This is a genomic window from Streptomyces sp. Y20 (genome assembly GCF_043195475.1).
Classification (GTDB): domain Bacteria; phylum Actinomycetota; class Actinomycetes; order Streptomycetales; family Streptomycetaceae; genus Streptomyces.
In genome coordinates, this window is record NZ_JBIDDP010000014.1 from 79,517 (window position 1) to 106,463 (window position 26,947).

Genomic DNA, 26,947 nt, shown 5'->3' on the forward strand with positions numbered 1-26,947 from the left:
TGAGGGTCTCTCTTCTGTGAGCGGCAGAAGTGCTGCGCCACGGCCCTGGACCGGGGCGGAAGCAGCGACGGGACGCACAGGTGAGCGCCCACCCCACCACCCTGGACCATCACGGGGAGCCGCTCCGTAGCCCCCAGGTCCCGTTCCCCGTCCGGCTCCTACTCCGTGCGCAGTACGCCCGGGTGGAGATCACTCCGTCCGCGGACGGACCAGTCCCGACTCGTACGCGATCACGACGAGCTGCGCCCGGTCGCGCGCGCCCAGCTTGGCCATGGCCCGGTTGACGTGCGTCTTCACCGTCAGCGGGCTGACGGCGAGGCGCTCGGCGATCTCGTCGTTTGAGTGGCCGCCGGCGACCAGGCCGAGGACCTCCCGCTCCCTGCCCGTGAGCGCGCCGAGCCGCTCGGAACGGGCCGGATCCGGGCCGTCGCCGTCGTCTCCCCCGGCGAGGAAGCGGGCGATCAGACCCTTGGTGGCGGCCGGGGACAGCAGCGCCTCGCCGCCGGCCGCGACCCGGATGGCGTTGAGCAGCTCCCCGGGTTCGCTGCCCTTGCCGAGGAAGCCGGAGGCGCCGGCGCGCAACGCCCGGACGACGTAGTCGTCCACCTCGAACGTGGTCAGGATGACCACACGGACCTGCCCGAGCAAGGGGTCGGCGCTGATCAGCCGGGTGGCGGCGAGGCCGTCGGTGCCGGGCATCCGGATGTCCATGAGGACGACGTCGGGGCCGTGCTCCCGGGCCAGCCGGACCGCCTCCGCCCCGTCGGCCGCCTCCCCCACCACCTCCATGTCGGGCTCGGAGTCGACCAGCACCCGGAACGCGCTGCGCAGCAGCGCCTGGTCGTCGGCGAGCAGGACACGGATCGTCATACGGGCTCCCCCTGGGCCGTCACCGTCTGGACCGGCAGGATCGCATGGACGCGGAAGCCGCCGCCGGGGCGCGGGCCGGTGGTCAAGGTGCCGCCGAGGGCGGTGACCCGCTCACGCATGCCGAGCAGCCCGTGCCCGCCGCCGGCCTCCGGCGCGCCGGGTTCTCCCGGGCCGTCGTCGAGGACGGTGACCTCCACGTCGGGGCCGGCGCGGACGACGCTCACCTCGGCGCCGGCCCCGGGACCCGCGTGCTTCTGCACGTTGGTCAGCGCCTCCTGCACGATGCGGTAGGCGGCCAGGTCGACGGCGGCGGGCAGTGAGGGGGCCCGGTCGGCACCGACCAGCCGCACCGGGAGGCCGGCGCTGCGGAAGGTGGTGAGGAGGTCCTCCAGGCGGTCCAGGCCCGGGGCGGGCTCGGTGGGGGCCTCCGGGTCACCGCACTGGCGGAGCAGACCGACGGTGGCGCGCAGTTCGTTCAGCGCGCTGCGGCCGGCCTCGCGGACGTGGGCGAGGGCCTCCTTGGCCTGGTCGGGCCGCTTGTCCATGACGTGCGCGGCGACACCGGCCTGCACGTTCACCAGGGCGATGTGGTGGGCGACGACGTCGTGCAGGTCGCGGGCGATGCGCAGCCGTTCCTCGGCGACCCGGCGGCGGGCCTCCTCCTCGCGGGTGCGTTCGGCGCGTTCGGCGCGGTCCCGAATGGCCTGGACGACGGCGCGGCGGCTGCGTACGGCGTCCCCGGCGGTGGCGCCGATACCGGTCCAGGCCAGGACGCCGAGGTTCTCCTGGGCGTACCAGGGCAGCGGGCCCGCGAACACGGCGGCGGCCGTCAGCACGGTCATGGTGAGCAGGCCGAGGCGCCAGGTGGTGGCGCGGTCCGTCGTCGAGGCGACGGTGTACAGGGCGACGACGGCGGACATCGCGACCGGGGCGCGCGGGTCACCGGTGACGCACTCGACCACGGAGAAGGTGCCGGTGAGGGCGAGGACCGCCTTGGGGTGGCGGCGGCGCAGGACGAGCGCCGCCGCGCCGGCCAGCATCAGCAGCAGGCTGAGGGTGTCCGGGACGCGTACGCCCCAGGTCACTCCGCTCTCACTCCGGGGCACCACGAAGGAGCCGGCGACCATGCAGGCCAGCACGCCCGCGGCGAGCGCCGCGTCCAGCGCGAGGGGGTGGGCCCTGAGGCTGCACCGGGCGCGTTCGAGAGTGCTCACGGGTGAACAGTACGGCCCGGCTCCGTGCCGGTCAGCCACACGGACGAACGCCGCGCGCGGCACGGCCGGGGCCCGCCACCGCGGGAACGCGGCCTCGGTGACAGCACCGCGAGCAGGCCCCACACGCACCGTGGGGCGGGCCGACCTGGGCGGCCCGGGAGCCAAAGCCAGGCGGGCCGCCCTGTCCGGCCCGGGAGACGCAGCAGGGGGGAGAGGCGCCGGCCGGCCCGCCCGCCCGGCGGCGCCGGCCCGGAGGCCGCCGCCCCGCGAGCCCGGCTTTCGGCGGCAGGCCGACCGGTGCCGAGCGGGAAAGCGGGTGGCTGGGGTCAGCTGGGGATCAGGCCGTCGTCGCCGAGCAGGTCCCGGACCTCCTCCAGCGTCGCGTCCGGCGACGGCAGGATCAGTCCCGAGGGTTCCAGCGCGTCGTCCGGCAGCGGGGTGCCGAGCCGGCGGACGGCGTCCAGGAGTGCGGAGAGCGTGCGGCGGAAGCCCTCGCCGTCACCGCTCTCCATCTCTTCGAGCAGGTCGTCGTCCAGCCTGTTCAGTTCGGTGAGGTGGACGTCGTCCAGCTCGACCTGGCCCTCCCCCATGATCCGTACGATCACGTCGGCCTCCTCGGCTCGGTCCCGGCGCGGGGCTACTGCTTGTCGAAGCGCGGGGTGTCCTGTGGCTGCTGCCGGGTCTGTCCCTGGCCGGTGCCACCCTCGATGGCCTGCTGCGGGGAACCGCCGGCCAGCTCCGCCTTCATGCGCTGGAGTTCCAGCTCTACATCCGTACCACCGGAGAGCCGGTCCAGCTCGGCCTGGAGGTCGTCCTTCTGCATGCCGGAGGGGTCGTCCAGGGCCCCGGAGGCGAGCAGTTCGTCGATGGCGCCGGCGCGGGCCTGGAGCTGGGCCGTCTTGTCCTCGGCACGCTGGATGGCCAGGCCGACGTCGCCCATCTCCTCGGAGATGCCGGAGAAGGCCTCGCCGATCCGGGTCTGGGCCTGGGCGGCGGTGTAGGTGGCCTTGATGGTCTCCTTCTTCGTGCGGAAGGCGTCCACCTTGGCCTGGAGGCGCTGGGCCGCGAGGGTGAGCTTCTCCTCCTCGCCCTGGAGGGTGGTGTGCTGCGTCTCCAGGTCCGTCACCTGCTGCTGGAGGGCGGCGCGCCGGGACAGCGCCTCTCGGGCGAGGTCCTCACGGCCGAGCGCGAGCGCCTTGCGGCCCTGGTCCTCCAGCTTCGAGGACTGCTGCTGGAGCTGGTTGAGCTGGAGCTCCAGTCGCTTGCGGCTGGTCGCCACGTCGGCGACGCCGCGCCGCACCTTCTGGAGCAGTTCCAGCTGCTTCTGGTAGGAGTAATCGAGGGTCTCGCGCGGGTCCTCGGCCCGGTCAAGGGCCTTGTTCGCCTTCGCGCGGAAGATCATCCCCATACGCTTCATGACACCGCTCATGGGCTTCGCGCGCCCCCTTCTGACGGACTCCAGCTCACCGATCCTGCGACAGGACCCACAGTACGGGCCCTGCCTCCATTACCGCACTGTTCGGGGAGTGATGCGCTCATCCCCGAGGACGACTGCGATGTGCACCGCTCCGGCCTGAGGAGTAGGTGATCGCACCGAAGCGCCCGCTCCCGTGTCCTCTCTGTCCCTTTGAGGACGTCCGGTGTTGCCGGATCGTTCCCCGCCGGGCGGGGGAGCATGCCGGCGCAGCGCTTACCCTTGGGTTTTGTGTTCCGTAGCCGTGCCAAGGAAGAGAAGGCCCCGACCGCCGACAAGGCGCAGGTGACCCTCTCCAAGCAGCCCCGTGACCCGCAGGCCCCCAAGGGTCGGCCCACGCCCAAGCGCAGTGAGGCCCAGTCCCAGCGCCGCAGCGTGGCCAGTACCCCGACGAACCGCAAGGAGGCCGCGAAGCGGCAGCGCGAGGAGCGGCGCCAGGCCCTGGAGCGGCAGCGCCGCGCGCTGGCGGGCGGGGACGAGCGTTATCTGCCGGCCCGGGACAAGGGCCCGGTCCGCAAGTTCGCCCGGGACTGGGTGGACTCGCGGTTCAACGTGGCGGAGTTCTTCCTGCCGTTCGCCGTCGTGATCCTCGTGCTGAGCGTGGTCCGGGTGCCCGCGATCCAGACCGTCGCGCTGCTGCTGTGGCTGATCGTGATCGTGCTGATCGTGCTGGACGCGGCCGTCAGCGGCTTCCGGCTGAAGAAGCGGCTCAAGGAGCGCTTCCCGGAGGGGAACACGCGCGGCGCGGTCGCCTACGCCCTGATGCGGTCGCTTCAGATCCGCCGGCTCCGGATGCCGAAGCCTCAGGTCAAGCGCGGAGAGCGGCCCTGAGCGCAGAGGCCTTCACCGGGGAGGCGGCCCGGCCGGCCGAATCCGGCGGGCTGCGTGAGGTCGTACGGCGGGAACTGCTGGCCCGGCAGCTGGACGAGCAGATAGCCGGGCGGTTCCCGGTCGGGCGGCGGCTTCGGGTGCTGGACGTGGGCATGGGCCGGGGCGCGCAGGCGCTGCGGCTGGCCCGGCTCGGCCACCAGGTGACCGGGGTCGAGCAGGACGCGGCAATGCTCGCCGCCGCCCGTGAGGCGCTCGGCCGGGAGCCGGAAGGCATCCGGGAGCGGGTCCGGCTGGTGCAGAGCGACGGCCGGGACACGGGTGTGCACTTCCTGCCGGGCAGTTTCGACGTGGTGCTGTGCCACGGTGTGCTGATGTACGTGACGGAGCCCGATCCGCTGGTGGCGGGTCTGGCCCGGATGCTCGCCCCGGGCGGTCTGCTCTCCCTGCTGGTCCGCAACGGCGACGCGCCGGCCATGCGGCCGGGTCTCCGCGGGGACTGGGCGGGCGCGCTGGCCGCCTTCGACACCGCCGCCCACGTCCCGCGCGCCCGGACGGATGCGGACGAGGAGACGCCCGTCCGGCTCGGTACGGACGTCCGGGCGGACCGGCTGGCGCCCCTCAGCGCCACGCTCGACGGCATCGCGGCCCCGCTGCACGCCTGGTACGGCGTCCAGGTCTTCACGGACACGGTGCCGGACGGTGCGGCGGTCCCGGAAGACCTCCAGGCGCTGCTGGCGGCCGAGGAGCGGGCGGGCCGCACGGACCCCTACCGCGCAGTGGCGGCGCTGCTGCATCTGTGCGGCGTACGCGGCTGAGCCCGTTCGGGGCAGCAGCACGGGCCGGGTGATCACCGCGCGGTGAGACTCGGGACATGAGCGCTTTTCCTGCCCGTGCCCCGCGGACGGCCGTGGTCCGGGCCGTCGCGCTGGCGTGCTGCGCGGCCCTGGCCGCCGGCTGCTCCGGTCCCGCCCGGGCCGGAGCGGACACCGCGGCGGCCACCCCGGCGGCCACCCCGGCGGCCGTACCGGCGGCCGCGGCCGGCCTGGAAGGCCAGTACCTGAAGGTCATCAGGGAGGTCCTGCCGTCGGTCGTGCAGATCCGGGCGAGCAACGACCTGGGCTCCGGGGTGGTGTACGACGGTGACGGGCACATCGTCACCAACGCGCACGTGGTCGGCTCGGAGAAGACCTTCCAGGTGACCACCGCCCACAACCAGGAGCCCCTCACCGCGCGGCTGGTGTACTCCTATCCCGAGCAGGACCTCGCGGTGATCAGGCTGGACCGGCCGCCGGGCGGGCTCAGGCCCGCGGTGTTCGGGGACTCCGAGAAGGTCCAGGTCGGCCAGATCGTGCTGGCCATGGGTTCGCCGCTCGGGCTGTCGTCCAGCGTCACCCAGGGGATCGTCTCGGCGACCGGACGGACCGTCAGCGAGGGCAGCACCGGCGGCGGTACGGGCGCGACCATCGCGAACATGGTCCAGACGTCGGCCGCCATCAACCCCGGCAACAGCGGCGGAGCCCTGGTCGGCCTGAACGGGCGGGTCGTCGGCATCCCGACGCTGGCCGCGACCGACCCGGACCTCGGGGGCGGCGCGGCGCCCGGCATCGGGTTCGCGATCCCCGCGTCCATGGTGCGTACGGTCGCCGACCAGATCATCGGGAAGGGCAGGGTCGTCGACTCCGGGCGGGCGGCCCTCGGCATCACCGCGCGGACGGTGGTGGACGACCGCTACCGGCCGGCCGGGGCGGCGGTGGTCAGTGTGCGCGGCGGCGGCCCGGCCGCCCGGGCGGGCCTGCGTCCCGGTGACGTCATCACCGGGCTCGGTGACCAGCCCGTCACCTCCATCACCTCGCTCTCGGAGGCGCTGGCGGCGGGCCGGCCGGGGCAGCGGACCACGGTGACGTACCGGCGGGACGGCACGGAGCGGACGGCTCAGGTCACGCTGGGCGAGCAGTGAGGAGGGAGGCGGCCCTCCTCACCGCCGGCCGGTTCACGCGTCGGCGTGCAGGCTCATCGGCCCGTAGATCTCACTGGTCTCCTCGAACAGCCGCACCTGGTCGGCCCCGCCCTCCTTGAGGCTCTTCCAGTGCTCGCCGATCCAGGACTCGGCATCCCCCTGCGTGGTGAAGTCCTCCGGCTGCACGGCCGGCTGGACCTCCGTCCCGTCGGCCGTCTCGAACCGCCACGTCCATGCCGTCATGTGGTCCTCCTTCGATGCGACACCTGTCGGCAGCCTAGCCGGAAGCGCAAGACCTGCGGGGACAGGCGAAAATCGGTGCGTGGAAATCACTCTGCTCGGTACCGGTGCCCCCGCGGGACTGCCTCGCCCCGACTGTTCCTGTGCCGCCTGCGCGAGCGCGCTCGGGTCGGACGCGCGGGCCGCGACCGCGGTGCTCGTGGACGGGACGCTGCTCCTCGACCTGACGCCGGGCGCGGCGTTCGCGGCGGCCCGCGCCGGGCATTCGCTGGGCGGGGTGCGGCAGGCGCTGCTGTCGCACCCGCACGACGGCCCGGCGGTGGAGGTGCCGGCCGGGCTGCCGCAGCCCGGCCGGGTCCCGGACGGGCGGGAGCTGGCGCTGCTGACGGGGCATCGGGTGCGGGCCGTGGCGATGGACGCGGGCGGCACCGGGTACGCGGTGACCGGGCCGGACGGGCAACGCCTGCTGTATCTGCCGCCGGGCGGGGCGCCGGCCGGTCTTCAGGGGACGGCGGCGGAGTCGTACGACCTGGTCCTCGCGGACGTCGTGGGCCGTCCCGACGCGCTCGCCCGGCTCCGCGCGGCCGGCTCGGCCGGCCCGACGACGGACGTGCTCGCCGTCCACCTCGACCACGACGTGCCGCCGGGCGCGGAGCTGCGGCGCCGGCTCGCGGCGGCCGGGGCGCGGGCGGTGCCGGACGGTACGACACTGACGGTCGGCGCGTACGAGGACGTGCCGGACGTGCCGCGCCGGACACTGGTGCTGGGCGGGGCCCGTTCGGGGAAGTCGGTGGAGGCGGAGCGGCGCCTGGAGTCGTTCCCGGGCGTGCTGTACGTGGCGACCGGCGGCACGCGCGGCGGGGACACCGAGTGGGCGGAGCGGGTGGCCACGCACCGGGAGCGGCGGCCGGGTTCGTGGCGTACGGCCGAGACGACGGACCTGGTGCCGCTGCTGGCCGGGGAGGGGCCGCCGCTGCTGATCGACTGCCTGTCGCTGTGGCTGACCGGCGTGATGGACGCCGTCGGGGCGTGGGACGACTCGGAGTGGGCGGGCGGGGCGCAGAAGGCGCTGCGGGAACGGGTGCGGGAGCTGACGTCCGCGGTGCGCGCCGCGCGGCGGACCGTGGTGGCGGTGTCGAACGAGGTGGGGTCGGGGATCGTGCCGGCGACGGCGTCGGGCCGGCGCTACCGGGACGAACTGGGTCGGCTGAACGCGGCGTTCGGGGCGGAGTGCGAGCAGGTGGTGCTGGTCGTGGCCGGGCAGGCGCTGGTCCTCAGGGGCTGAGCGGCGCCCGGCTCACCGCGTGTCCTTGCGCGCGACGACGCGGTAGGCGTTGGCGAACGGCGTACGGCGCAGCAGGGGCGCCAGCGTGCGGTCCACGGCCCCGGCCAGCGCCGGCACGGGCTCGGCCATGCCTCTCAGCAGTGGGTTGACGTGGGCCAGGGCGAGGACGGCGGCTGCCGACAGGTCGTACGGCTGGTGCGGGGTCGTGCGGTCGGTGACGAGCACCGTGCAGCCCTGGGCCCGCAGTTCGGTGCGGAGGTTGGCGAGCGGGACCAGGTGCAGATGGCGGGGCTGGCCGTACGGGAGCCACCATCTGCCCAGGAGCGTGGCGAACAGGCAGCGCGGGTCGGGGACTTCGACGACCAGGTGGCCGCCGGGGCGCAGCACCGTGAGGGCGGCGTGGAGTTCGGCGCGCGGGTCGGGGGTGTGCGGCAGATGGTGGAACATGCTGACGACGTCGTAGCGGGCGCGCAGCCGGGCCGCCGTCCCGGGGGTGGTGAGACAACCGCGGTGCGCCTCCTCCACGCGGCCCGCCAGCAGCGCCTGTTCGACGCGGGCCGTCGGGTCGAGCCCGTCGAAGCTGGTGTACGGGAAGAACTCCTTCGCCGCCTCGGGGAAGCGGGCGTGGCCCGTGCCGACGTCCAGCCAGCTCTCCGGTTCGCCCAGTGCCGACAGGCGCCAGGCGGTGGCGCGGTGCCGGCGGCGGGCCACATGGGCGGGGACGACGCGTTCGGTGAGCCGCTCCAGCCCGCGCTCGTAGAAGTCGCGGTGGAAGAAGGCGAGCCCCTCCGCGCTGAGCCGGGGGTTCTGGAAGGCGTGGCCGCAGTCACGGCACCCGTCCAGGGCGAACGTGCCCGGCCGGTGCCGCAGCGGGTCGGGCGCGCGCAGCCGGGTGCGCAGGCGCCGGGAGCCGCACCAGGGGCAGTCCTCGCGGCGCGGCTCCTGGAAGGGGTCGGTGGGGGTGGTGGTCCGGGGGACGAGAGGCGAGGTCGGCATGGGCGGCTCCCTGTGCGACATTCCGCTGCAAACCGGAACGTATGGGATACCGCCGTGAGGTGCAACGACGTCGCGGTCGCGTGGTGGCCACGTGGCGCCTCGGCGTTCGTCCGCCGGCTGTACTGTTCGGCGAATGAGCAGGTTTGATCTGGACGACTTCAGCGATCTGATCGAGCGCCCGGACGGGGGCGTGCGCCGTGACGCCGAGGCCCGGCGGGAGCGTCGGACCGTGCCGCCCGGGGCACTGGGCCGGCTGGACGAGCTGGGCGAGTGGCTGGCCGCCGCACAGGGTGCCGTACCGGTGCGGCAGGTCGAACGGCCGCGCGTGGTGCTCTTCGCCGGCGACCACGGCATCGCCGGGCTGGGCGTCTCGGCGCGACCCGCGGGCGGTGCGCAGCGGCTGGTGCGCGAGGTTCTGGAGGGGGCGAGCCCGGTGGCCGTGCTCGCCCGCCGGCTCCAGGTGCCCGTACGGGTCGTGGACATGGCCCTGGACTGCGATCCGGGCACGCTGCCCGAGGACGTGGTGCGGCACCGGGTGCGGCGGGGCAGCGGCCGTATCGACGTCGAGGACGCGCTCACCCTGGACGAGGCCGAGGCGGCCCTGCGCGCGGGGGTCGCGGTCGCCGACGAGGAGGCCGACTCGGGGACCGATCTCGTGGTGCTCGGCGACGTCAGCGTGGGCGGGACGACGGTGGCGGCGGTGCTCGTCGCCGCGCTGTGCGGCACCGACGCGTCCGTGGTGACCGGGCGGGGCGGGCTGGCGATCGACGACCTGGCGTGGATGCGCAAGTGCGCGGCCGTCCGGGACGCGCTGCGGCGGGCGCGGCCGGTCCTCGGCGACCAGACGCGGCTGCTGGCGGCCGTGGGCGGGGCGGATCTCGCGGCGATGACCGGGTTCCTGTTGCAGTGCGCGGTGCGCAAGCTGCCGGTGATCCTGGACGGCGTCGTGGCCGCGGCGTGCGCGCTGGTCGCGCAGCGGGTGGCGTTCCGGGCGCCGGACTGGTGGCTGGCCGGCCACGACAGCGGGGAGCCCGGGCAGGGCAAGGCGCTGGACCGGATGGCCCTGGAGCCGCTGCTGGAGCAGGGCGTGAAGGTCGGCGAGGGCGTGGGCGCGCTGCTGGCCCTGCCGCTGGTCCGCAGCGCCGCCGCCCTGGCCGCGGAACTCCCCGAACGCCCGGAGCACCCGGAGCCCGGGGACGCCGCCCCGCACCCGGAGCCCGGGACCGCTCCCCTCGCGCAACCGGAGTAGCCACCTCCCCTGCGGCCCGCCTCCGTCGCCCGGGTCCCTATGGGGTGGTGTTGTGGGGGGAAAAGCCGGGTGGATGGTGTCGGTCGGATGGAATGGGTCTGGTTCGCCGGGGTGACGCCCATATGATCCTGCCCCATGGGAGATGCCCGAATTGCCGTGGAGCAGCGTGTCGAGACGGAGCGGTCGGACGGGCGGGCGCGGTGGTCCGCCGGGGCTTCCCGGAGGTCCGCCGCCTTCGCCGTCTGGTACCTGCGGACGGTCGCGTTCATCAACTTCCTCAGCGGGGTGTGGGTCTCGCTCGGCCAGGACGTGCGCCGGCACAACCAGGACGACTTCTTCACGCCCTACCTGCTGACGGCCGGCTTCGCCTCCGGGGTGTTCACCGCCTTCCTGGCGATCACCATGCGGCGCCGGAAGCGGGCCGCGTGGATCCTGAACCTGGTGGTGAGCGGCCTCTTCCTGGCCCTGTTCGCGTTCGCCATGACGTTCCCGGACATCCGGCGGTACCCGCAGAACTGGGTCTCCCTCGCGCTGACGGCCGCCTTCGTCGGCGCACTGCTCGCCGGCCGCCGGGAGTTCTACGCCAAGGGCGACCGGTCCAACCCCCGGCTCGCGGCCACGGTGGCCGTCGTCGGGGGGCTCGCCGCGAGCCTGCTGGCCGGGCTGCTGGTGACGGTCACCAACCAGGCGCCCGACGCGTCTCGTTCGACGTTCCTGGAGCGCTGGCACTACGGCACCCTGCGCCTGGTGTCGGTGGCCGCGCAGGAGTCCCGCTTCCCGGGGATCGACCCGCCCAACTGGACCAACGTCACCGTCAACGTCCTCAGCACGGCCCTGGTCCTCGCCGTGTTCTACGCCGCCTTCCGTTCCCGGCGGGCCGTCGACGCGCTCACCGAGGACGACGAGAAGCGGCTGCGGGCCCTGCTCGAGCGGCACGGTGACCGGGACTCCCTGGGCTACTTCGCGCTGCGCCGGGAGAAGAGCGTGGTGTGGTCGCCGACCGGGAAGGCCGCCGTCGCCTACCGGGTCGTCGGCGGGGTGAGCCTGGCGTCCGGGGATCCGATCGGGGACCCGGAGGCCTGGCCCGGGGCGATCGTGCCGTGGCTGGCGGAGGCACGGACGCACGGGTGGATCCCGGCGGTGATGGGGGCGGGCGAGGAGGCCGGAACCGTCTACGCCCGGCACGGTCTGGACGCCCTGGAACTGGGCGACGAGGCGATCGTGGAGGTCGCCGAGTTCACCCTGGAGGGCCGGGCGATGCGTACCGTCCGGCAGGCGCACAACCGGGTGCGGCGGGCCGGGTACCGGGTGCGCATCCGGCGCCACGAGGACATCCCGGCGGACGAGATGGCGTACCTCGTGGAGCGCGCCGACGACTGGCGCGACGGCGCTACCGAGCGCGGCTTCAGCATGGCGCTGGGCCGGCTCGGGGACCCGGAGGACGGCCGGTGCGTGATGCTGGAGTGCACGGACGCGCAGGGCCGGCTGCGGGCGCTGCTCTCCTTCGTGCCGTGGGGGCCGCACGGGCTGTCCCTGGACCTCATGCGGCGGGACCGGGACTCCGACAACGGGTTGATGGAGTTCGCGGTCATCGAGCTGCTGCGGCGGGCCGGCGAGATCGGGATCACGCAGGTCTCACTGAACTTCGCCATGTTCAGGTCGGTCTTCGAACGTGGCGCGCGTCTGGGGGCCGGACCGGTGCTCAGGTTGTGGCGGTCGCTGCTCAGCTTCTTCTCCCGCTGGTGGCAGATCGAGTCGCTGTACCGCGCCAACGCCAAGTACCGGCCCATCTGGGAGCCGCGGTTCCTGCTCTTCGAGAAGAGCGCGGACCTGCTGCGCATCGGCCTCGCCTCGGCCCGCGCGGAGGGCTTCCTGGAGGCGCCGGGACTGCCGAAGTGGCTGCACCGCAGGCACCTGGACACGCACCGGTGAGGAACGTGTGATGAGAACGCCCGCCCGCTGGGCCCGTGCCGAGTGGGGGCTGCTGTACGACACCGTGCGCACGCCCCTGCGGGAGCGGGGCCCGGCGGCACTGCCGATGACCGTCGGGGTGGTGTGCCTGACGGCGTTGCTCCAGTACGTGCAGAACCAGCCGTGGGGGTACCGGGTGGTGCAGGACCTGGGTGCCGTACGGGCCGAGGACCCGCTGTGGCCGGCCCTGCTGCGCACTCCCCTGTCGCTGTTCGTGCCGGCGCTGGACCTGCCGGTGTGGGGGGCGCTGGCGCAGCTCCTGCTGGTGTTCGGGGTCGCCGAGCTGTGCCTGGGCTGGTGGCGGACGCTGGTCATCGCGTACGTCGCCACGCTCGCCGGCACCCTGTACGCGCGCGTCGGCATCACGCTCGGCGCGCACGCCCCGTTCGGGCTGCCGTGGACCGACGCTCAGGTGGTGGACACCGGCCCGTCGGCGGCCGTCGTGGGGCTGGCGGTGTTCGTGAGCTGGCGGTACGGCGCCTACGGGACGGCGGGCGCGGTGACCCTGTCGATGGTCGTCGAGGTGCTGGTGAAGGAGAACCTGGCGGGCAAGGAGCATCTGGCCGCGCTGATGGCCGTGGGGCTGCTGTGCCTGCTGGTGGCGGTGCGGCACCGGCACGGCCGCGTGCCGCACCGGGCCCTGCCTCACCTGCGGCCGGGCAGGCGCGCCGGGCGGGGGTCGGGCTTTCCGCCGATCCAGTCCTGAACGGCGCGGCGCGGCCGGGCCCAGCGGCGGTCGTGGTGGTAGGCGCGCAGGGCCGCCCTGGCGCGGGCGCGGGGACGGCCGCCGTAGAAGCGGCGGGCCCACGCGGAGCCGGGGCGGGCCAGCCGGACGGCGCCGACGAGCGCGACCAGCGGCACGATCGCGCCGAAGATCGCGGTGCGGGTCTTGCCCTTGCCCAGGGCGACGAGTGAGAGGAGGAAGTTCCCGGTGATGGTGGCGATGACGCTGCCGCGGTCCGCCAGTTCCTGCCGGGTCAGGTCGTTGACGCCGAACGGGGAGAAGCCGGCCAGCAGCAGGCCGACCAGGGCGGCGGTGAGCACGACGACCTCGACGCTCTTGCGGCCGTCCTCGGTCCAGTAGACGTCGTTCAGGTGCAGGATGAGCGCGAACTCGTCCAGGACCAGGCCCACGCCGATGCCGAACACGACGGCCGCGACGGCCCCGCCGGCGCCGTGCCGGTCACTGGCCACCGCGCCGAAGCCGCCGACGACGGTGAGCACGACCCCGGGGACGGCGTGGTGGATGTGCAGGCCGCCCGCCTTCACGTTGCCGAACGGGCCCCTGCCGGCGCGGATCAGGCGGGTGATGACGCGGGTGACGACGAAGGTCAGCACGAAGGCGGTGAGGGCGAGCAGCAGGGGCAGCTTGCCCGGCTCGACGATGTTCCGCACCCACCAGTGCCCCATAGGCGCACATTACCCGGTTGTGTCCGGCCGTCTCAGTACGACCGGGAGCGCCCGGGGGCCGGAGGCGGTCCGGTGGGCGCCCGGTAACCTGCGCCGGTGTCCACGTCCTCCCCTCTCGACGGTCTCCGCTTCGCCTTCGGCACCCTCACCGTGCTGCCCGTCCGGGTGCGCCGGTGGGACCGGGAGGCCGCCCGCGGGGGCATGCTGTGCGCCCCGGTGGCCGGTCTCGTCGTCGGCGGCTGCGCGGCCGCGCTCGGCCTGCTGCTGCTCCTGCTCGGCGCGGGAGCGCTGCTCGCCGCCGTCGCCTCGGTCGCCGTACCGGCCGCGCTGACGCGGGGGCTGCACCTCGACGGGCTCGCCGACACCGCCGACGGGCTGGGCAGCGGCAAGTCCGCCGAGGACGCGCTCAGGATCATGAAGCAGTCGGACATCGGGCCGTTCGGGGTGCTCACCCTGGTCCTGGTGCTGCTGGCGCAGGTGGCCGCGCTGGCCCAGCTCTACAGCGGTTCCTGGGCGCGGGGCGCGCTGGCCGCGGTCGTCTCGGCGACCGCCGCCCGGCTCGCGCTCACCCTGGCCGCCCGCGCCGGGGTGCCGCCCGCCCGCCCGGAGGGGCTGGGCGCGGCGGTGGCCGCGGTGGTGCCCAGGGGCGCGGCTGTGTCGGTGGCGGCCGGGGTGGGGGTGGCGGCCGGCGCGGCGGGGGCCTGCCTCGGCGGGTACGACAGCGTGCGTACCGCCCTCGCCGTGGCCGCCGCCGTCGCCGCCGCCGAACCACTCCTGCGGCGCTGTGTCCGCCGGTTCGGCGGGGTCACCGGGGACGTGTTCGGCGCGCTCGCGGAGACGGCGGCGACGGCCGCGCTCGTCGTGCTGTGCCTCGGCCGTTAGCCGCCGCCCGCGGCGTACGGCGGCGTCCGAAGGGGCGCGGGACCGCACCCGGTGCTACCGCGCCGCTTCGCGTCCTTCCCTACGGCAGTTTCAGTGTGAGCGCCGCCTGGAGGGCGCCCGGTGCCCCCCACGCCGAGCGCGTGCCCGCGTACGGCGTGCCGAAGGCGGCGGAAGTGAGCAGGAACCGCTGCTCGGTTCCCTCCGGTGCCGTGACCGGGATCCTCGTCCCCGAGGGGGCGGTGACCGTCACGGTGTTCCCGACGCGGTAGGCGGTGACCTTGCCGGAGTCGAGCGCGGTCCGCCACCTGGCCCGGTTCCGGAGTTCGGCGCCGATCGCGCTCTGGCGGAGGTTCACGACGGGGGTGTTGCCGGCGAACAGCGCCTGGTGGTCGGCGAGGACCCGGTCCAGCACCGGGTAGAGGACGCGGTCCTCGGCCAGGTTGGACTGGTGGGCGTAGTGCGGGCGGGGGTCGTTGCTCAGGACGTGCCCGAGGTCGGTGTGCGCCTCGGCCGGCACGATGCGGTCGGTGAACCCGGTGGCGGTGTCCAGCGGCTCGGACAGGCAGGTGGAGGCCGGGTCGTCCGTGCACACGCCGCTGCCGCCGTCGGCCTTGGCGGTGTAGATCCAGTTGTACTCGTCGGCCGTCTCGGCCTTGGTGCCGGCGTTGTAGTACACGTTCATCGGGTAGCGGGGCACGGTGAGCGCGCTGCCGCCCACGGCGCGCTGGGCGGACTCGCGGGAGTTGTCGGAGGCGGTCCACTTCACCCCGTCGGCGGCGAGCGCCGGCCCGAGGTTCGGGTTGTCCTGCGGCTGCTGCGGCAGGGTCTTGAGACCGGAGTGCTCACCGGTGACCAGCTCGCCGCGGTCGACGGGCAGGCCGTGCGAGAGCGCCCAGTCGGCGTTGGCGGAGATCTCGCCGGAGATGTCCGAGCGGCTCACCCACCTGGTCGTGCCGTCGGCGTTCTTCGCGCAGCTCCACGGCACGGCCGAGGTGTCCTGGACGCAGCCGAGGAAGAGGTGGGTGTAGGTGTGGTTCACCCAGCGGTAGGCGGCCTTGTCCTCCAGCAGCTGGTCGGCGAGCGGGTCCTTGCCGCCGTTCCCGCTCCTCCACTGCTCGCCGGCGCCCGCGTTGAACGCCAGGTCGAGGGTGAAGCCGTGGCTCTTCTCCCACTGGGCCGCGTACCGGGCGTCGGCCGCGGTCATGCGGATCGGTGTCCCGGTGTCCTCGCCGCCGCCCGCGCAGTCGATGTCGCCGGGCGTGCAGTTGCGCCCGGTGTCCCAGCGGGCGTCGGGCGCGAGGACGTCGTCGACGTGGACGGCGAAGTAGTCGTGGGCCTGTCCGAGGTGCACGCCCTGGGTGAGCCACTCGACCATGCCGCGGGCCAGTACCCGGAACTGCTGCTGGTACTGGTTGTAGGCGAAGGTGACGACCAGCTCGCGACGGCCGTCGTGCGCGTACTCGCCGAGCAGGGTGCCGGTGCCGGAACCGCCGGGCACGGTGGTGTCGACGTAGCTGGTGAAGCCGGTGCGGGGCTGGGCGACGAAGCCGTAACTCTCATCCGCCGAGGGCGTGTTGTCCTCGAAGGAGAAGGAGCCCCGCAGATAGCCGAAGGGGCCCGTCCGGCCGGCCGGGGTGACGGCGGCCTCGCGGCCGTCCAGCGGGCCGATGTACCCGTCGTGGTCGGCGTAGTCGAGCCCGACCCCGGGGTGGGCCCAGGTGTAGGCGTCGACCTGCGGGATGCCGTAGGTCCTCTCGTACGCCTCCAGGGCCGTCCGCTCGGCGGAGTCCGCGCCGAACGGGGCCTCGTCCGGCAGGACGACACCCTGGAACCTGGCCCGGGGCCGGCCGCCGGCGGTGTCGCTCAGGAAGGCGCCGGTGATCGTGGGGCGCCCGGAGTCGCCGAGGTCGAGCAGGGTGTACGGGACGCCCTCGCTCCGCAGCTGGGCGGCGATCGCGCCGGCCGGGCCCGCGCCGTCGTCGACGACCAGCACCCGCAGGTCGACGCGTGGCACGGCCGCGGCCGAGGCGCCGGGTGCGGCGAGCCCCAGCGTGAACAGTCCCGCGGCCGTGACGGTGACGCCGGCCGCTCTCCAGCGGTGCGCGCGGTGGGCCATGACAGGTTCCTCCCCCAGGGGACCCGCCGCGGTGAGCCCGTGGCGGATCGGTGGCAATCTTGCGAACCGTGGGTCGTCACCCCGCCGGAACCCGCCGAGTGTGGCTCAGGTCACGTGTGCGCGGGGCGGGAAGTGGCCATGACGCCACGCGCGGGTGAACGCCCGAAGGAATGAGCGAACGGGGGTACGCGCGTAGTCTCGTCCCGGGTGTTCGCCGACAGGGTGAAGGCCCCGGTGCCACCCGCCTCCAGGCCTGGACCTAGGGTCGGCTCCCGGGCCCGGTCGACCCACCCCATATCGGCCACAGCAACTTCACATCGGAAGCGAGATCTCACCACCGTGACTGCTCTGACTCTCAGCACCGCCGCGGCGCCCGGCCTGCGGGCCGACGCGATCGTGATCGGTGTCGCCAAGGGCGCCCAGGGGCCCGTCCTCGCGCCGGGCGCCGAGGCCTTGAACGAGGCGTACGACGGCAAGCTGGCCGGCCTCCTGGAGACCCTCGGCGCCTCGGGTGCCGAGGGCGAGCTGACCAAGCTGCCCTCCCCGGCCGGCTTCCGGGCCCCGCTCGTGGTGGCGGTGGGCCTGGGCGCCGAGCCCGGGACCGAGGACGCCGAGGACGCCGAGGACGCCGAGGACGCCGAGGACGCCGAGGCCGGTTACGACGCCGAGGCGCTGCGCAGGGGGGCCGGCGTGGCCGCCCGGGCGCTCGCCGGGGCGCGGAAGGCCGCGTTCGCACTGCCCGTCGACGGCCCCGGCGCCGTCGAGGCGATCGGCGAGGGCGTGCTGCTCGGCGCGTACTCCTTCGACACCTACAAGGCCGGCGCCGAGGACCCGAAGGCCAAGAACGGCAAGGCGCCGCTGGCCGAGGCCACGCTGCTCGGCGGCAAGCCGCGCGACGCCGCCCACAAGGGCGCGCTCGCCCGCGCGGTCGCGATCTGCGAGGAGCTGAACCGCGCCCGCGACCTGGTCAACACGCCGCCGAACGACCTCACCCCCGCCGACTTCGCCGGCATCGCGCAGACCGCGGCCAAGGAGCACGGCCTCAAGGTGCAGGTGCTCGACGAGAAGGCGCTGCTCAAGGGCGGCTACGGCGGCATCCTCGGCGTCGGCGGCGGCTCGGAGGCGCCCCCGCGCCTGGTGAAGCTGTCGTACACGCACCCCGATGCGGACAAGCACCTGGCCTTCGTCGGCAAGGGCATCACCTACGACTCCGGCGGCATCTCGCTGAAGCCGGCCGGGCACAACGAGACGATGAAGTGCGACATGGCGGGTGCGGCCGCGGTGTTCGCCGCGGTCGTCGCCGCCGCCCGCCTGGGCCTCGCCGTCAACGTCACCGGCTGGCTGGCGCTGGCCGAGAACATGCCCTCGGGTTCCGCCGTCCGTCCGGGTGACGTGCTGCGCATGTACAGCGGCAAGACCGTCGAGGTCCTCAACACCGACGCCGAGGGCCGCCTCGTCCTCGCCGACGCGCTGTGGGCGGCCTCGCAGGAGAACCCGGACGCGATCGTGGACGTCGCCACCCTGACCGGCGCGATGATGCTGGCGCTGGGCAGCCGGACCTTCGGCGTCATGGCCAACGACGAGGCGTTCCGCTCCGCCGTGTACGAGGCGGCCGAGGAGGTCGGCGAGCCGGCCTGGCCGATGCCGCTGCCGGAGCACCTGCGCAAGGGCATGGACTCGCCCGTGGCCGACATCGCGAACATGGGCGAGCGCTGGGGCGGCGGGCTGGTCGCCGGCCTGTTCCTGCGCGAGTTCGTGGGCGAGGACATCGCCTGGGCGCACCTGGACATCGCCGGCCCCGCGTTCAACGAGGGCGGCCCGTTCGGTTACACCCCCAAGGGCGGCACGGGCACGGCCGTGCGGACGCTGGTGCGGCTGGCGGAGCTGACGGCCGCGGGCGACCTCGGCTGATGCCCGCCTGACCGCCCGGCGCGATCCGCCGGGCGCGGGCCCGCGGGGCGCGGGGAGCCGTTCGCACGGTTCCCCGCGCCCCTTCCGTGTGCCCCGCGCCTCCCGGGGGACGTGGGGTGCGTCACACCACGGCCCGGCGTCTCGTCCGCCTCGAACAAGTGCAAAGATGGAGCCCGGCAGGACAGGGCCCCCACCGAAGGGCCGAAGCATCAAGCGGCCGCACACCAGCCGACCGGCCGGTCACCTCCCGAAGGGACAGGGTGCCCGGCGCGCGGCACACATGCATGGAGGACGTGACGTGGCGAACGACGCCAGCACCGTTTTCGACCTAGTGATCCTCGGCGGTGGCAGCGGTGGTTACGCCGCGGCCCTGCGCGGGGCGCAGCTGGGCCTGGACGTCGCTCTGATCGAGAAGGACAAGGTCGGCGGCACCTGCCTGCACCGGGGCTGCATCCCCACCAAGGCCCTGCTGCACGCGGGCGAGATCGCCGACCAGGCCCGCGAGAGCGAGCAGTTCGGTGTCAAGGCCACCTTCGAGGGCATCGACGTCCCGGCCGTCCACAAGTACAAGGACGGTGTCGTCGCCGGCCTGTACAAGGGGCTCCAGGGTCTGATCGCGTCCCGCAAGGTGACGTACATCGAGGGCGAGGGCCGGCTGTCCTCCCCCACCTCCGTCGACGTCAACGGTCAGCGGGTCCAGGGCCGCCACGTCCTGCTGGCGACCGGCTCCGTGCCGAAGTCGCTGCCGGGCCTGGAGATCGACGGCGACCGGGTCATCTCCTCCGACCACGCCCTCGTCCTGGACCGCGTGCCGAAGTCCGCGATCATCCTGGGCGGCGGCGTCATCGGCGTCGAGTTCGCCTCGGCGTGGAAGTCCTTCGGCGCGGACGTCACCGTCATCGAGGGCCTGAAGCACCTCGTCCCGGTCGAGGACGAGAACTCCTCGAAGCTGCTGGAGCGCGCGTTCCGCAAGCGCGGCATCAAGTTCAACCTGGGCACCTTCTTCGAGAAGTCCGAGTACACCCAGGACGGCGTCAAGGTCACCCTGGCGGACGGCAAGGAGTTCGAGGCCGAGGTCCTCCTCGTCGCCGTCGGCCGCGGCCCGGTCTCCCAGAACCTGGGCTACGAGGAGGCCGGGGTCGCCATGGACCGCGGTTACGTCCTCGTCGACGAGTACATGCGGACCAACGTCCCGACCATCTCCGCCGTCGGTGACCTGGTCCCGACGCTCCAGCTCGCGCATGTCGGCTTCGCCGAGGGCATCCTGGTGGCGGAGCGTCTGGCCGGCCTCAAGACCGTCCCGATCGACTACGACGGCGTGCCGCGGGTGACGTACTGCCACCCGGAGGTCGCCTCCGTGGGCATCACCGAGGCCAAGGCCAAGGAGATCTACGGCGCGGACAAGGTCGTCGCTCTGAAGTACAACCTGGCGGGCAACGGCAAGAGCAAGATCCTGAACACCTCGGGCGAGATCAAGCTCGTCCAGGTGAAGGACGGTGCCGTGGTCGGCGTCCACATGGTCGGCGACCGCATGGGCGAGCAGGTGGGCGAGGCCCAGCTGATCTACAACTGGGAGGCGCTGCCGGCCGAGGTCGCCCAGCTCATCCACGCCCACCCGACGCAGAACGAGGCGATGGGCGAGGCCCACCTGGCGCTGGCCGGCAAGCCGCTGCACTCCCACGACTGAGCCTTCGGTCACGGGCGCGACGACACAGACTTCCGCAATTCGTTAGGAGCAACCGAAACCATGGCGGTTTCCGTAACCCTTCCGGCGCTCGGTGAGAGCGTCACCGAGGGCACTGTCACCCGCTGGCTGAAGGCCGAGGGAGAGCGCGTCGAGGCCGACGAGCCGCTGCTCGAGGTGTCGACGGACAAGGTCGACACCGAGATCCCCTCGCCCGCCGCCGGCGTGCTGGCCTCCATCAAGGTCGCCGAGGACGAGACCGTCGAGGTCGGCGCCGAGCTGGCCGTGATCGACGACGGCACGGGCGCGCCCGCCGCCGCCCCGGCACCCGCCGCCGAGCCCGAGCCGGCCGCCGAGCCCGAGCCGGCGCAGACCGAGGCGGCCGTCCCGGCCGCCCAGGCCGCTCCCTCCACGGAGCAGGCCGCCCCCGCCCCGGCCCCGACGGCCGAGGCCGCCGCCGGTGGTTCGTCCGCCGAGGGCACGGACGTGGTCCTGCCCGCGCTCGGTGAGTCCGTCACCGAGGGCACCGTCACCCGCTGGCTGAAGTCGGTGGGCGACTCCGTCGAGGCCGACGAGCCGCTGCTCGAGGTCTCCACGGACAAGGTCGACACCGAGATCCCGGCGCCCGCCTCCGGCGTGCTGCTGGAGATCGTGGTGAACGAGGACGAGACCGCCGAGGTCGGCGCCAAGCTCGCCGTCATCGGCGCGCCGGGCGCCGCTCCTGCCGCCGCCCCGGCTCCGGCCGCCCCGGCCGCGGAGCCCGCCGCCGCTGCCCCGGCCCCGGCCCCGGCGCCCGCCCCGGCTCCTGCTCCCGCTCCGGCCCCGGCCGCCCCGCAGGCGCCGACGGCCCCGGCTCCGCAGCAGGTCACGGCCCCGGCCCCCGACCCGGTGCCGTCCGCCCCGGCTCCCGCGCCCGCCCCGGCCGCCGCTCCGGCCGCACCGGCGCCCGCCGCCCAGGCGAGCGACGAGGGCGCGTACGTGACCCCGCTGGTGCGCAAGCTCGCCGCGGAGAACAACGTCGACCTGTCCGGCGTCAAGGGCACCGGCGTCGGCGGCCGCATCCGCAAGCAGGACGTCATCGCCGCCGCCGAGGCCGCGAAGGCCGCCGCGGCTCCGGCCGCTGCCGCCGCCGCGCCCGCCGCGAAGAAGGCCCCCGCCCTGGAGGCATCCCCGCTGCGCGGCCAGACCGTCAAGATGCCCCGCATCCGCAAGGTCATCGGCGACAACATGGTCAAGGCGCTGCACGAGCAGGCCCAGCTGTCGTCGGTCGTCGAGGTCGACGTCACCCGCCTGATGCGCCTGCGCGCCCTGGCCAAGGACTCCTTCGCCGCGCGCGAGGGCGTCAAGCTCTCCCCGATGCCGTTCTTCGTCAAGGCGGCGGCCCAGGCGCTGAAGGCCCACCCGGTCATCAACGCCCGGATCAACGAGGCCGAGGGCACGATCACCTACTTCGACACCGAGAGCGTCGGTATCGCGGTGGACTCCGAGAAGGGCTTGATGACCCCGGTCATCAAGCACGCGGGCGACCTCAACATCGCCGGCATCGCGAAGGCCACGGCGGAGCTGGCGGGCAAGGTCCGCGCCAACAAGATCACCCCGGACGAGCTGTCCGGCGCGACCTTCACCATCTCCAACACCGGTTCGCGCGGCGCGCTGTTCGACACGATCATCGTGCCGCCGAACCAGGTCGCGATCCTCGGCATCGGTGCCACGGTCAAGCGTCCGGCCGTCATCGAGACCGAGGAGGGCACGGTCATCGGCGTTCGCGACATGACCTACCTGACCCTCTCCTACGACCACCGGCTGGTGGACGGTGCCGACGCGGCCCGCTACCTGACGGCGGTCAAGGCGATCCTGGAGGCGGGCGAGTTCGAGGTCGAGCTGGGCCTGTAGCGCCGACCGGCCGCCACACGCTGGTGCCCCCGCCCGGGAAGGTCCGGGCGGGGGCACCGGCGTTGGGGGGCGCACACACCGTGTGCGCCTCGTCTCACCTGCGCCAAAGCACCCCCGCGCGCCCTGCCTACGGAGCGGACCCGCCGTATTGTCTACACGTCAGCCCTCCCGAAGGAGCCCTCATGACCGCGCCCGTCGTCCACTCGCTGCGCGAACAGATCCGCGAGCACATCGTGGAGGGAATCGTCAGCGGGCGCTGGCAGCCGGGTGAGCGCATCGTGGAGCGCCGGATCGCCACCGAGCTGGAGGTCAGCCAGACCCCGGTCCGCGAGGCCCTGCGCGAGCTGGAGTCCCTGCGCCTGATCGAGTCGGCCCCGAACAAGGGCGTACGCGTCCGCAATCTGAGCGCGGCCGACCTGGAGGAGAGCTATCCGGTCCGGGCGGGCCTGGAAGCCATCGCCGCGGAGCTGGCCGTGGAGCGGCTCGCGGAGGACTGCTCGGCGCTGGAGCCGCACGTGCTGGCCCTGTACGAGGCCGACCGCGAGGGCGACGGCACGGCGCAGGTGCGCCACACGGTCGGCTTCCACCGTGAGCTGGTGCGCGCGGCGCGGAACTCCGTGCTGCTGCACACGTGGGAGGGCCTGGGCATCGAGGTCTTCACGGCGCTGTCCATCCGCTGGCTGGGCACGGTCCAGCAGTCGTACGCGGAGGAGCACGAGGAGCTGGTGCAGGCGTTCAAGCGCCGGGATCCGCGGATCGCGGAGCTGGTGAAGGCGCACGTCCTGGGCTGCGCCCCGCGCGCCTGACGCACCCGAGCATTCCGCCGCTCACCTGCGAAAACTCCTCCGGAACGCGTCACCGGGTGCCAGTACCGGAGGCACCGCGTGCCGACTTTCTTCAAATCAAGAGGTTTTCGCACTCAACCCTTTGATCGATCATCGATCAGGGAGTTACAGTCGCCGACGGACTTCTACCGGAGTCCGCTGCCCTGTCCTGCCAAAGACCAAGGGCAACCCCGAACCCTTACCGATGAGGGAACCCCCTTCGACCGAGGAAGGCGGCGACATGACCGACCCCCAGGCCATCCAGCCGAGCGCGCTCGACCAGCTCCCGGACCGCGACCCGGAGGAGACCGCCGAATGGCAGGCCTCCCTGGACGCCGTCGCCCGGGAGGCCGGACCGCACCGCGCCGCGTACCTGATGCGCCGCACGCTGGAGCGCGCCGAGGCGGGTGGCATCGCGCTGCCGAAGCTTCTCGAGACCGACTACGTCAACACCATCCCGACCGCCGCCGAGCCCTCCGTGCCCGGCGACCCGGAGATGGAAGCCCGGATCACCGCCTGGAACCGCTGGAACGCGGCCGCCATGGTGACCCGCGGCGCGAAGCACGGCGTCGGCGGCCACATCGCCACCTTCGCCTCCGCGGCCTGGCTGTACGAGACCGGCTTCAACCACTTCTTCAAGGGCAAGGAGGGCGACGGCTCCGGCGACCAGCTGTACATCCAGGGCCACGCCTCCCCCGGCATCTACGCCCGCGCCTTCCTCGACGGCCGCCTGGACGAGCACCACCTGGACAACTTCCGCCAGGAGGCCGGCGGCAGCGGCCTGCCGTCGTACCCGCACCCGCGCCGGCTGCCCTGGCTGTGGGAGTTCCCGACGGTGTCGATGGGCCTCGGCCCGCTCTCGGCGATCTACCAGGCGCGCTTCAACCGCTACCTGACCAACCGGCGCATCAAGGACGTCTCCGCCTCGCACGTATGGGCGTTCCTCGGCGACGGCGAGATGGACGAGCCGGAGTCGACGGCGGCCCTCGCGCTCGCCGCCCGTGAGGAACTGGACAACCTCACCTTCGTCATCAACTGCAACCTCCAGCGCCTCGACGGCCCGGTCCGCGCCAACTTCAAGATCGTGCAGGAGCTGGAGGCCCAGTTCCGCGGCGCCGGCTGGAACGTCGTCAAGACGCTGTGGGGCTCCGCCTGGGACGAGCTGTTCCAGCTGGACACCACGGGCGCACTGGTACGCCGGCTGCGCCAGGTACCGGACGCGCAGGTCCAGACGTACCAGACCCGCGACGCCGCCTACATCCGGCAGGACTTCTTCGGCGCCGACCCGGCGCTGGCGGAGATGGCGAAGCTGCTCAGCGACGACAAGATCCTCGAGTGCTTCCACCTCTCGCGCGGCGGTCACGAGTCCCGCAAGGTGTACGCCGCGTACAAGGCCGCCGTCGAGCACAAGGGCGCGCCGACCGTGATCCTGGCCCAGACGGTCAAGGGCCACACCCTCGGCGAGGGCTTCGCGTCGAAGAACGCCAACCACCAGATGAAGAAGCTCTCGGTGGACGAGTTCAAGGCGATGCGCGACCTGCTGGAGCTGCCCATCAAGGACAGCGACTTCGTCGACGGCGTGGTCCCCTACGGCCACCCGGGCGCCGACTCCCCCGAGGTCCGCTACCTCCAGGAGCGCCGGGCGGCCCTCGGCGGCCCGGCCCCCGCCCGCCGCACCCACGCGGTGGCCCCGCTGCCCGCCCCCGCCGAGAAGGCCTTCGCCTCCTTCGACAAGGGCTCCGGCTCCCAGAACGTGGCCACCACCATGGCCTTCGTCCGCCTGGTCAAGGACCTGGTCCGCGACAAGGAGACGGGCCGGCGCTGGGTGCCGATCGTCCCCGACGAGGCGCGCACCTTCGGCATGGAGTCGCTGTTCCCGTCCCTGGGCATCTACTCCCCCAAGGGCCAGACGTACGAGCCGGTCGACCGCGACCAGCTGATGTACTACAAGGAGGCCGAGAACGGCCAGATCCTCAACGAGGGGATCACCGAGGCCGGTTCCATGGCCGACTTCATCGCCGCGTCGACCGCGTACGCGACGCACGGCGAGGCGATGATCCCGTTCTACATCTTCTACTCGATGTTCGGCTGGCAGCGCACCGCCGACCAGATGTGGCAGCTCGGCGACCAGCTCGGCCGCGGCTTCCTCGTCGGCGCGACGGCCGGCCGCACCACCCTGACGGGTGAGGGCCTCCAGCACGCCGACGGGCACTCCCCGGTCATCGCCGCCACCAACCCGGCCGCCCTGAGCTACGACCCCGCGTTCGCCTACGAGATCGCGGTGATCGTCCGCGAGGGTCTGCGCCGGATGTACGGCGAGGCGAGGCCGGAGGAGGACCAGAACGTCTTCTACTACCTGACGGTCTACAACGAGCCGCTGCCGCAGCCCGCCAAGCCGCAGGGCCTGGGCATCGACGAGGGCATCGTCAAGGGCCTGTACCGCTTCAACACCGCCGAGTCCGCGGGCGTGGCCGTGCCCGCCGACGCCCCGCGCCTCCAGCTGCTCGGCTCCGGTACGGCGATCCACTGGGCCCTGCGGGCGCAGCGGATGCTCGCCGAGGACTGGGGCGTCGCCGCCGACGTGTGGTCGGCGACCTCCTGGACCGAGCTGCGCCGGGACGCGCTGGAGGCCGACGCGGCGCTGCTGCGCGGCGAGGAGCGGGTGCCGTTCGTCCGCCAGGCGCTCCAGGGCGCCGAGGGGCCGGTGCTGGCCGTGTCCGACTACATGCGCCAGGTTCCCGACCAGATCGCGCAGTGGGTCGAGCAGGACTACTCGTCCTTGGGCGCCGACGGCTTCGGTCTGTCGGACACCCGCGAGGCCGCCCGCCGCCACTTCGGCATCGACGCCCCGTCGATCGTCGTCGCGGCCCTGGCCCAGCTCGCCCGCCGCGGCGAGGTGAAGGCCACGGCCGTCAAGGAGGCCCGCGAGAAGTACGGTCTGTAGAGACCGGGCACCGCCGTCGCGGCGGACCGGGGACGCCTGTCGCGTCCCCGGTCCGCCGCGCTTTCGTCCTCCGCCGCGTTCGTCCTCCGCCGCTTTCGTCCTCCGCCGTGACGGCGCCCGGCCCGCGCGGCGGTGACCGGCCGGCGGCGGACCGTGGCCGTCCCCGCTGTCGGTCGGCTCCGGCATCATGAGTCCATGCGTGCGGCCCGGCTCATCAGAATGGTTCTCCTGCTCCAGTCCCGGCCCGCCATGACCGCCGCCGAACTCGCGCGGGAGCTGGAGGTGTCGGAGCGGACCGTGGCGCGGGACGCGCAGGCGCTGTCGGAGGCCGGGGTGCCGGTGTACGCCGACCGCGGGCGGGCCGGTGGATACCGGCTGGCCGGCGGGTACCGGACGCGGCTGACGGGTCTGGCGCGCGGCGAGGTGGAGGCGTTGTTCCTGAGCGGGGTGCCGGGCGCGCTGCGGGACATGGGGCTGGAGGACACCGCCTCGGCGGCCCGGCTGAAGGTGGCGGCCGCGCTGCTGCCCTCGCTGCGGGACGCCCCGGACGGCGCCGCCCAGCGGTTTCACCTGGACGCCCCGGCCTGGTTCCGGGAGCCGGTGACGCCCGACCGGCTGCCCGTGATCGCGGAGGCGGTGTGGGACGACCGGCGGATCGACGCGGTCTACCGGCGCGGGGAGAGTGCCGTGAAGCGGCGGCTGGAGCCGTACGGGCTCGTGCTGAAGGCGGGCGTCTGGTACCTGTGCGCGCGGGTGGCCGACGGCGGCTCCCCGCGGACGTACCGCGTCGACCGGTTCGACACCGTCGACGCCCTCGGTGAGCGGTTCGCCCGCGACCCGGACTTCGACCTGCCCACCCACTGGGCGGACCAGGCGGAGCGCTTCGCGCTGTCGATCCTGCGCGCCGAGGTCGTCGTACGGCTGTCCCCGCGGGGCCTGCGCGGGCTGCCGCACGCCGTCGACCCGCTCTCCGCGCGGCGCGCGCTGGAGGACGTGGGGGCCCCGGACGCCGAGGGGTGGGTGACGGTGACGCTGCCCGTGGAGTCGGAGGAGGTCGCGCACGCCCAGCTCACGGCGCTCGGGCCGGAGGCGGAGGTACTGGCTCCGGCGAGCCTGCGGGAGCGGTGCGCGGCCGACGCGGCCCGGCTCGCACAACTGTACGGGCGGGTGGACGGCGGGTAACGATCCGCGGTACT

At 73.8% G+C, this 26,947-nt stretch carries 22 protein-coding genes; 14 read left to right on the forward strand and 8 right to left on the reverse strand.

What is annotated here, in order from left to right:
* Positions 1-189: 189 nt before the first annotated feature.
* From ACGFT1_RS28945 to ACGFT1_RS28960, 4 genes are all read right to left on the reverse strand, one after another.
* Complete coding sequence (locus ACGFT1_RS28945; RefSeq protein ID WP_373911929.1) at positions 190-870, reverse strand: response regulator; 681 nt, start codon at positions 868-870, stop codon at positions 190-192.
* Complete coding sequence (locus tag ACGFT1_RS28950; RefSeq protein WP_373911930.1) at positions 867-2,084, reverse strand: sensor histidine kinase; 1,218 nt, start codon at positions 2,082-2,084, stop codon at positions 867-869. Before ACGFT1_RS28950 ends, ACGFT1_RS28945 begins: the two co-directional genes overlap by 4 nt.
* Before the next feature lie 326 nt (positions 2,085-2,410).
* Positions 2,411-2,689, reverse strand: coding sequence for a hypothetical protein (locus ACGFT1_RS28955; protein WP_373911931.1), 279 nt, complete (start codon positions 2,687-2,689; stop codon positions 2,411-2,413).
* Positions 2,690-2,721: 32 nt separating this feature from the next.
* The gene (locus tag ACGFT1_RS28960; protein WP_373911932.1) at positions 2,722-3,513 is read right to left on the reverse strand and encodes a PspA/IM30 family protein; all 792 of its coding nucleotides are present in this window, start codon (positions 3,511-3,513) and stop codon (positions 2,722-2,724) included.
* A gap of 246 nt (positions 3,514-3,759) precedes the next feature.
* On the opposite strand from ACGFT1_RS28960, the gene ACGFT1_RS28965 reads away from it, so the two are divergent.
* From ACGFT1_RS28965 to ACGFT1_RS28975, 3 genes are all read left to right on the forward strand, one after another.
* A complete protein-coding gene (locus tag ACGFT1_RS28965; protein ID WP_373911933.1) occupies positions 3,760-4,389 on the forward strand; it encodes a DUF3043 domain-containing protein in 630 nt (209 codons plus the stop codon).
* Positions 4,390-4,466: 77 nt separating this feature from the next.
* A complete protein-coding gene (locus tag ACGFT1_RS28970; RefSeq protein ID WP_373912065.1) occupies positions 4,467-5,204 on the forward strand; it encodes a class I SAM-dependent methyltransferase in 738 nt (245 codons plus the stop codon).
* A 56-nt stretch (positions 5,205-5,260) separates the two neighbouring features.
* Positions 5,261-6,346, forward strand: coding sequence for a S1C family serine protease (locus tag ACGFT1_RS28975; RefSeq protein WP_373911934.1), 1,086 nt, complete (start codon positions 5,261-5,263; stop codon positions 6,344-6,346).
* A 33-nt stretch (positions 6,347-6,379) separates the two neighbouring features.
* Here the strand turns inward: ACGFT1_RS28975 and ACGFT1_RS28980 are convergent, their stop codons facing one another.
* Positions 6,380-6,589, reverse strand: coding sequence for a hypothetical protein (locus tag ACGFT1_RS28980; RefSeq protein WP_121789169.1), 210 nt, complete (start codon positions 6,587-6,589; stop codon positions 6,380-6,382).
* A 79-nt stretch (positions 6,590-6,668) separates the two neighbouring features.
* Here ACGFT1_RS28980 and ACGFT1_RS28985 point away from each other — a divergent pair, with 79 nt between their 5' ends.
* Positions 6,669-7,871: a bifunctional adenosylcobinamide kinase/adenosylcobinamide-phosphate guanylyltransferase gene (locus tag ACGFT1_RS28985; RefSeq protein WP_373911935.1), complete on the forward strand. Its 1,203-nt coding sequence runs from the start codon at positions 6,669-6,671 to the stop codon at positions 7,869-7,871.
* 12 nt (positions 7,872-7,883) lie between these two features.
* On the opposite strand, the gene ACGFT1_RS28990 is transcribed toward ACGFT1_RS28985, so the two are convergent.
* The gene (locus ACGFT1_RS28990) at positions 7,884-8,867 is read right to left on the reverse strand and encodes a class I SAM-dependent methyltransferase (RefSeq protein WP_373911936.1); all 984 of its coding nucleotides are present in this window, start codon (positions 8,865-8,867) and stop codon (positions 7,884-7,886) included.
* Between the two features lie 133 nt (positions 8,868-9,000).
* Between ACGFT1_RS28990 and cobT the strand changes: the two genes are divergently transcribed.
* The 3 genes from cobT (at position 9,001) to ACGFT1_RS29005 (ending at position 12,793) form a co-directional block, all read left to right on the forward strand.
* The gene (cobT, locus tag ACGFT1_RS28995) at positions 9,001-10,116 is read left to right on the forward strand and encodes a nicotinate-nucleotide--dimethylbenzimidazole phosphoribosyltransferase (protein ID WP_373911937.1); all 1,116 of its coding nucleotides are present in this window, start codon (positions 9,001-9,003) and stop codon (positions 10,114-10,116) included.
* A gap of 135 nt (positions 10,117-10,251) precedes the next feature.
* The gene (locus ACGFT1_RS29000) at positions 10,252-12,048 is read left to right on the forward strand and encodes a phosphatidylglycerol lysyltransferase domain-containing protein (RefSeq protein ID WP_373911938.1); all 1,797 of its coding nucleotides are present in this window, start codon (positions 10,252-10,254) and stop codon (positions 12,046-12,048) included.
* 10 nt (positions 12,049-12,058) lie between these two features.
* A complete protein-coding gene (locus ACGFT1_RS29005; RefSeq protein ID WP_373911939.1) occupies positions 12,059-12,793 on the forward strand; it encodes a hypothetical protein in 735 nt (244 codons plus the stop codon).
* Here ACGFT1_RS29005 and ACGFT1_RS29010 read toward each other — a convergent pair.
* On the reverse strand, positions 12,733-13,497 hold the full coding sequence (locus ACGFT1_RS29010) for a hypothetical protein (RefSeq protein WP_373911940.1): 765 nt from the start codon (positions 13,495-13,497) through the stop codon (positions 12,733-12,735). The two genes, ACGFT1_RS29005 and ACGFT1_RS29010, sit on opposite strands and share 61 nt — an antisense overlap.
* A 96-nt stretch (positions 13,498-13,593) precedes the next feature.
* Between ACGFT1_RS29010 and ACGFT1_RS29015 the strand changes: the two genes are divergently transcribed.
* Positions 13,594-14,379, forward strand: coding sequence for an adenosylcobinamide-GDP ribazoletransferase (locus ACGFT1_RS29015; RefSeq protein WP_373911941.1), 786 nt, complete (start codon positions 13,594-13,596; stop codon positions 14,377-14,379).
* Positions 14,380-14,458: 79 nt separating this feature from the next.
* Here the strand turns inward: ACGFT1_RS29015 and ACGFT1_RS29020 are convergent, their stop codons facing one another.
* On the reverse strand, positions 14,459-16,495 hold the full coding sequence (locus tag ACGFT1_RS29020) for a hypothetical protein (RefSeq protein ID WP_373911942.1): 2,037 nt from the start codon (positions 16,493-16,495) through the stop codon (positions 14,459-14,461).
* A 339-nt stretch (positions 16,496-16,834) separates the two neighbouring features.
* Here ACGFT1_RS29020 and ACGFT1_RS29025 point away from each other — a divergent pair, with 339 nt between their 5' ends.
* The 6 genes from ACGFT1_RS29025 to ACGFT1_RS29050 all read left to right on the forward strand — a co-directional run bounded on the left by ACGFT1_RS29025 (position 16,835) and on the right by ACGFT1_RS29050 (position 26,933).
* Positions 16,835-18,406 (forward strand): leucyl aminopeptidase, encoded by a 1,572-nt coding sequence (locus ACGFT1_RS29025; RefSeq protein ID WP_373911943.1) that lies wholly within the window; start codon positions 16,835-16,837, stop codon positions 18,404-18,406.
* A 298-nt stretch (positions 18,407-18,704) separates the two neighbouring features.
* On the forward strand, positions 18,705-20,093 hold the full coding sequence (gene lpdA / locus ACGFT1_RS29030; protein ID WP_373911944.1) for a dihydrolipoyl dehydrogenase: 1,389 nt from the start codon (positions 18,705-18,707) through the stop codon (positions 20,091-20,093).
* Between the two features lie 60 nt (positions 20,094-20,153).
* Positions 20,154-21,983 (forward strand): 2-oxoglutarate dehydrogenase, E2 component, dihydrolipoamide succinyltransferase, encoded by a 1,830-nt coding sequence (sucB, locus tag ACGFT1_RS29035; RefSeq protein WP_373911945.1) that lies wholly within the window; start codon positions 20,154-20,156, stop codon positions 21,981-21,983.
* 182 nt (positions 21,984-22,165) lie between these two features.
* A complete protein-coding gene (locus tag ACGFT1_RS29040) occupies positions 22,166-22,789 on the forward strand; it encodes a GntR family transcriptional regulator (protein WP_373911946.1) in 624 nt (207 codons plus the stop codon).
* 259 nt (positions 22,790-23,048) lie between these two features.
* Positions 23,049-25,751 carry a pyruvate dehydrogenase (acetyl-transferring), homodimeric type gene (aceE, locus tag ACGFT1_RS29045; RefSeq protein WP_373911947.1) on the forward strand — a complete coding sequence of 901 codons (2,703 nt, stop codon included), beginning with the start codon at positions 23,049-23,051 and terminating at the stop codon, positions 25,749-25,751.
* Between the two features lie 195 nt (positions 25,752-25,946).
* Positions 25,947-26,933, forward strand: coding sequence for a helix-turn-helix transcriptional regulator (locus ACGFT1_RS29050; RefSeq protein ID WP_373911948.1), 987 nt, complete (start codon positions 25,947-25,949; stop codon positions 26,931-26,933).
* The last annotated feature ends 14 nt before the right edge of the window (positions 26,934-26,947 follow it).

Coding starts and splice junctions, on each gene's coding strand:
- ACGFT1_RS29000 (WP_373911938.1), top strand. CDS start 10,252: ATGGGAGATGCCCGAATTGCCGTGGAGCAGCGTGTCGAGACGGAGCGG.
- sucB (WP_373911945.1), top strand. CDS start 20,154: ATGGCGGTTTCCGTAACCCTTCCGGCGCTCGGTGAGAGCGTCACCGAG.
- cobT (WP_373911937.1), top strand. CDS start 9,001: ATGAGCAGGTTTGATCTGGACGACTTCAGCGATCTGATCGAGCGCCCG.
- ACGFT1_RS29040 (WP_373911946.1), top strand. CDS start 22,166: ATGACCGCGCCCGTCGTCCACTCGCTGCGCGAACAGATCCGCGAGCAC.
- ACGFT1_RS28965 (WP_373911933.1), top strand. CDS start 3,760: ATGCCGGCGCAGCGCTTACCCTTGGGTTTTGTGTTCCGTAGCCGTGCC.
- ACGFT1_RS28975 (WP_373911934.1), top strand. CDS start 5,261: ATGAGCGCTTTTCCTGCCCGTGCCCCGCGGACGGCCGTGGTCCGGGCC.
- ACGFT1_RS29020 (WP_373911942.1), bottom strand. CDS start 16,495: ATGGCCCACCGCGCGCACCGCTGGAGAGCGGCCGGCGTCACCGTCACG.
- ACGFT1_RS29005 (WP_373911939.1), top strand. CDS start 12,059: ATGAGAACGCCCGCCCGCTGGGCCCGTGCCGAGTGGGGGCTGCTGTAC.
- ACGFT1_RS29010 (WP_373911940.1), bottom strand. CDS start 13,497: ATGGGGCACTGGTGGGTGCGGAACATCGTCGAGCCGGGCAAGCTGCCC.
- ACGFT1_RS28990 (WP_373911936.1), bottom strand. CDS start 8,867: ATGCCGACCTCGCCTCTCGTCCCCCGGACCACCACCCCCACCGACCCC.
- ACGFT1_RS28960 (WP_373911932.1), bottom strand. CDS start 3,513: ATGAGCGGTGTCATGAAGCGTATGGGGATGATCTTCCGCGCGAAGGCG.
- ACGFT1_RS28980 (WP_121789169.1), bottom strand. CDS start 6,589: ATGACGGCATGGACGTGGCGGTTCGAGACGGCCGACGGGACGGAGGTC.
- ACGFT1_RS28945 (WP_373911929.1), bottom strand. CDS start 870: ATGACGATCCGTGTCCTGCTCGCCGACGACCAGGCGCTGCTGCGCAGC.
- aceE (WP_373911947.1), top strand. CDS start 23,049: ATGACCGACCCCCAGGCCATCCAGCCGAGCGCGCTCGACCAGCTCCCG.
- ACGFT1_RS29050 (WP_373911948.1), top strand. CDS start 25,947: ATGCGTGCGGCCCGGCTCATCAGAATGGTTCTCCTGCTCCAGTCCCGG.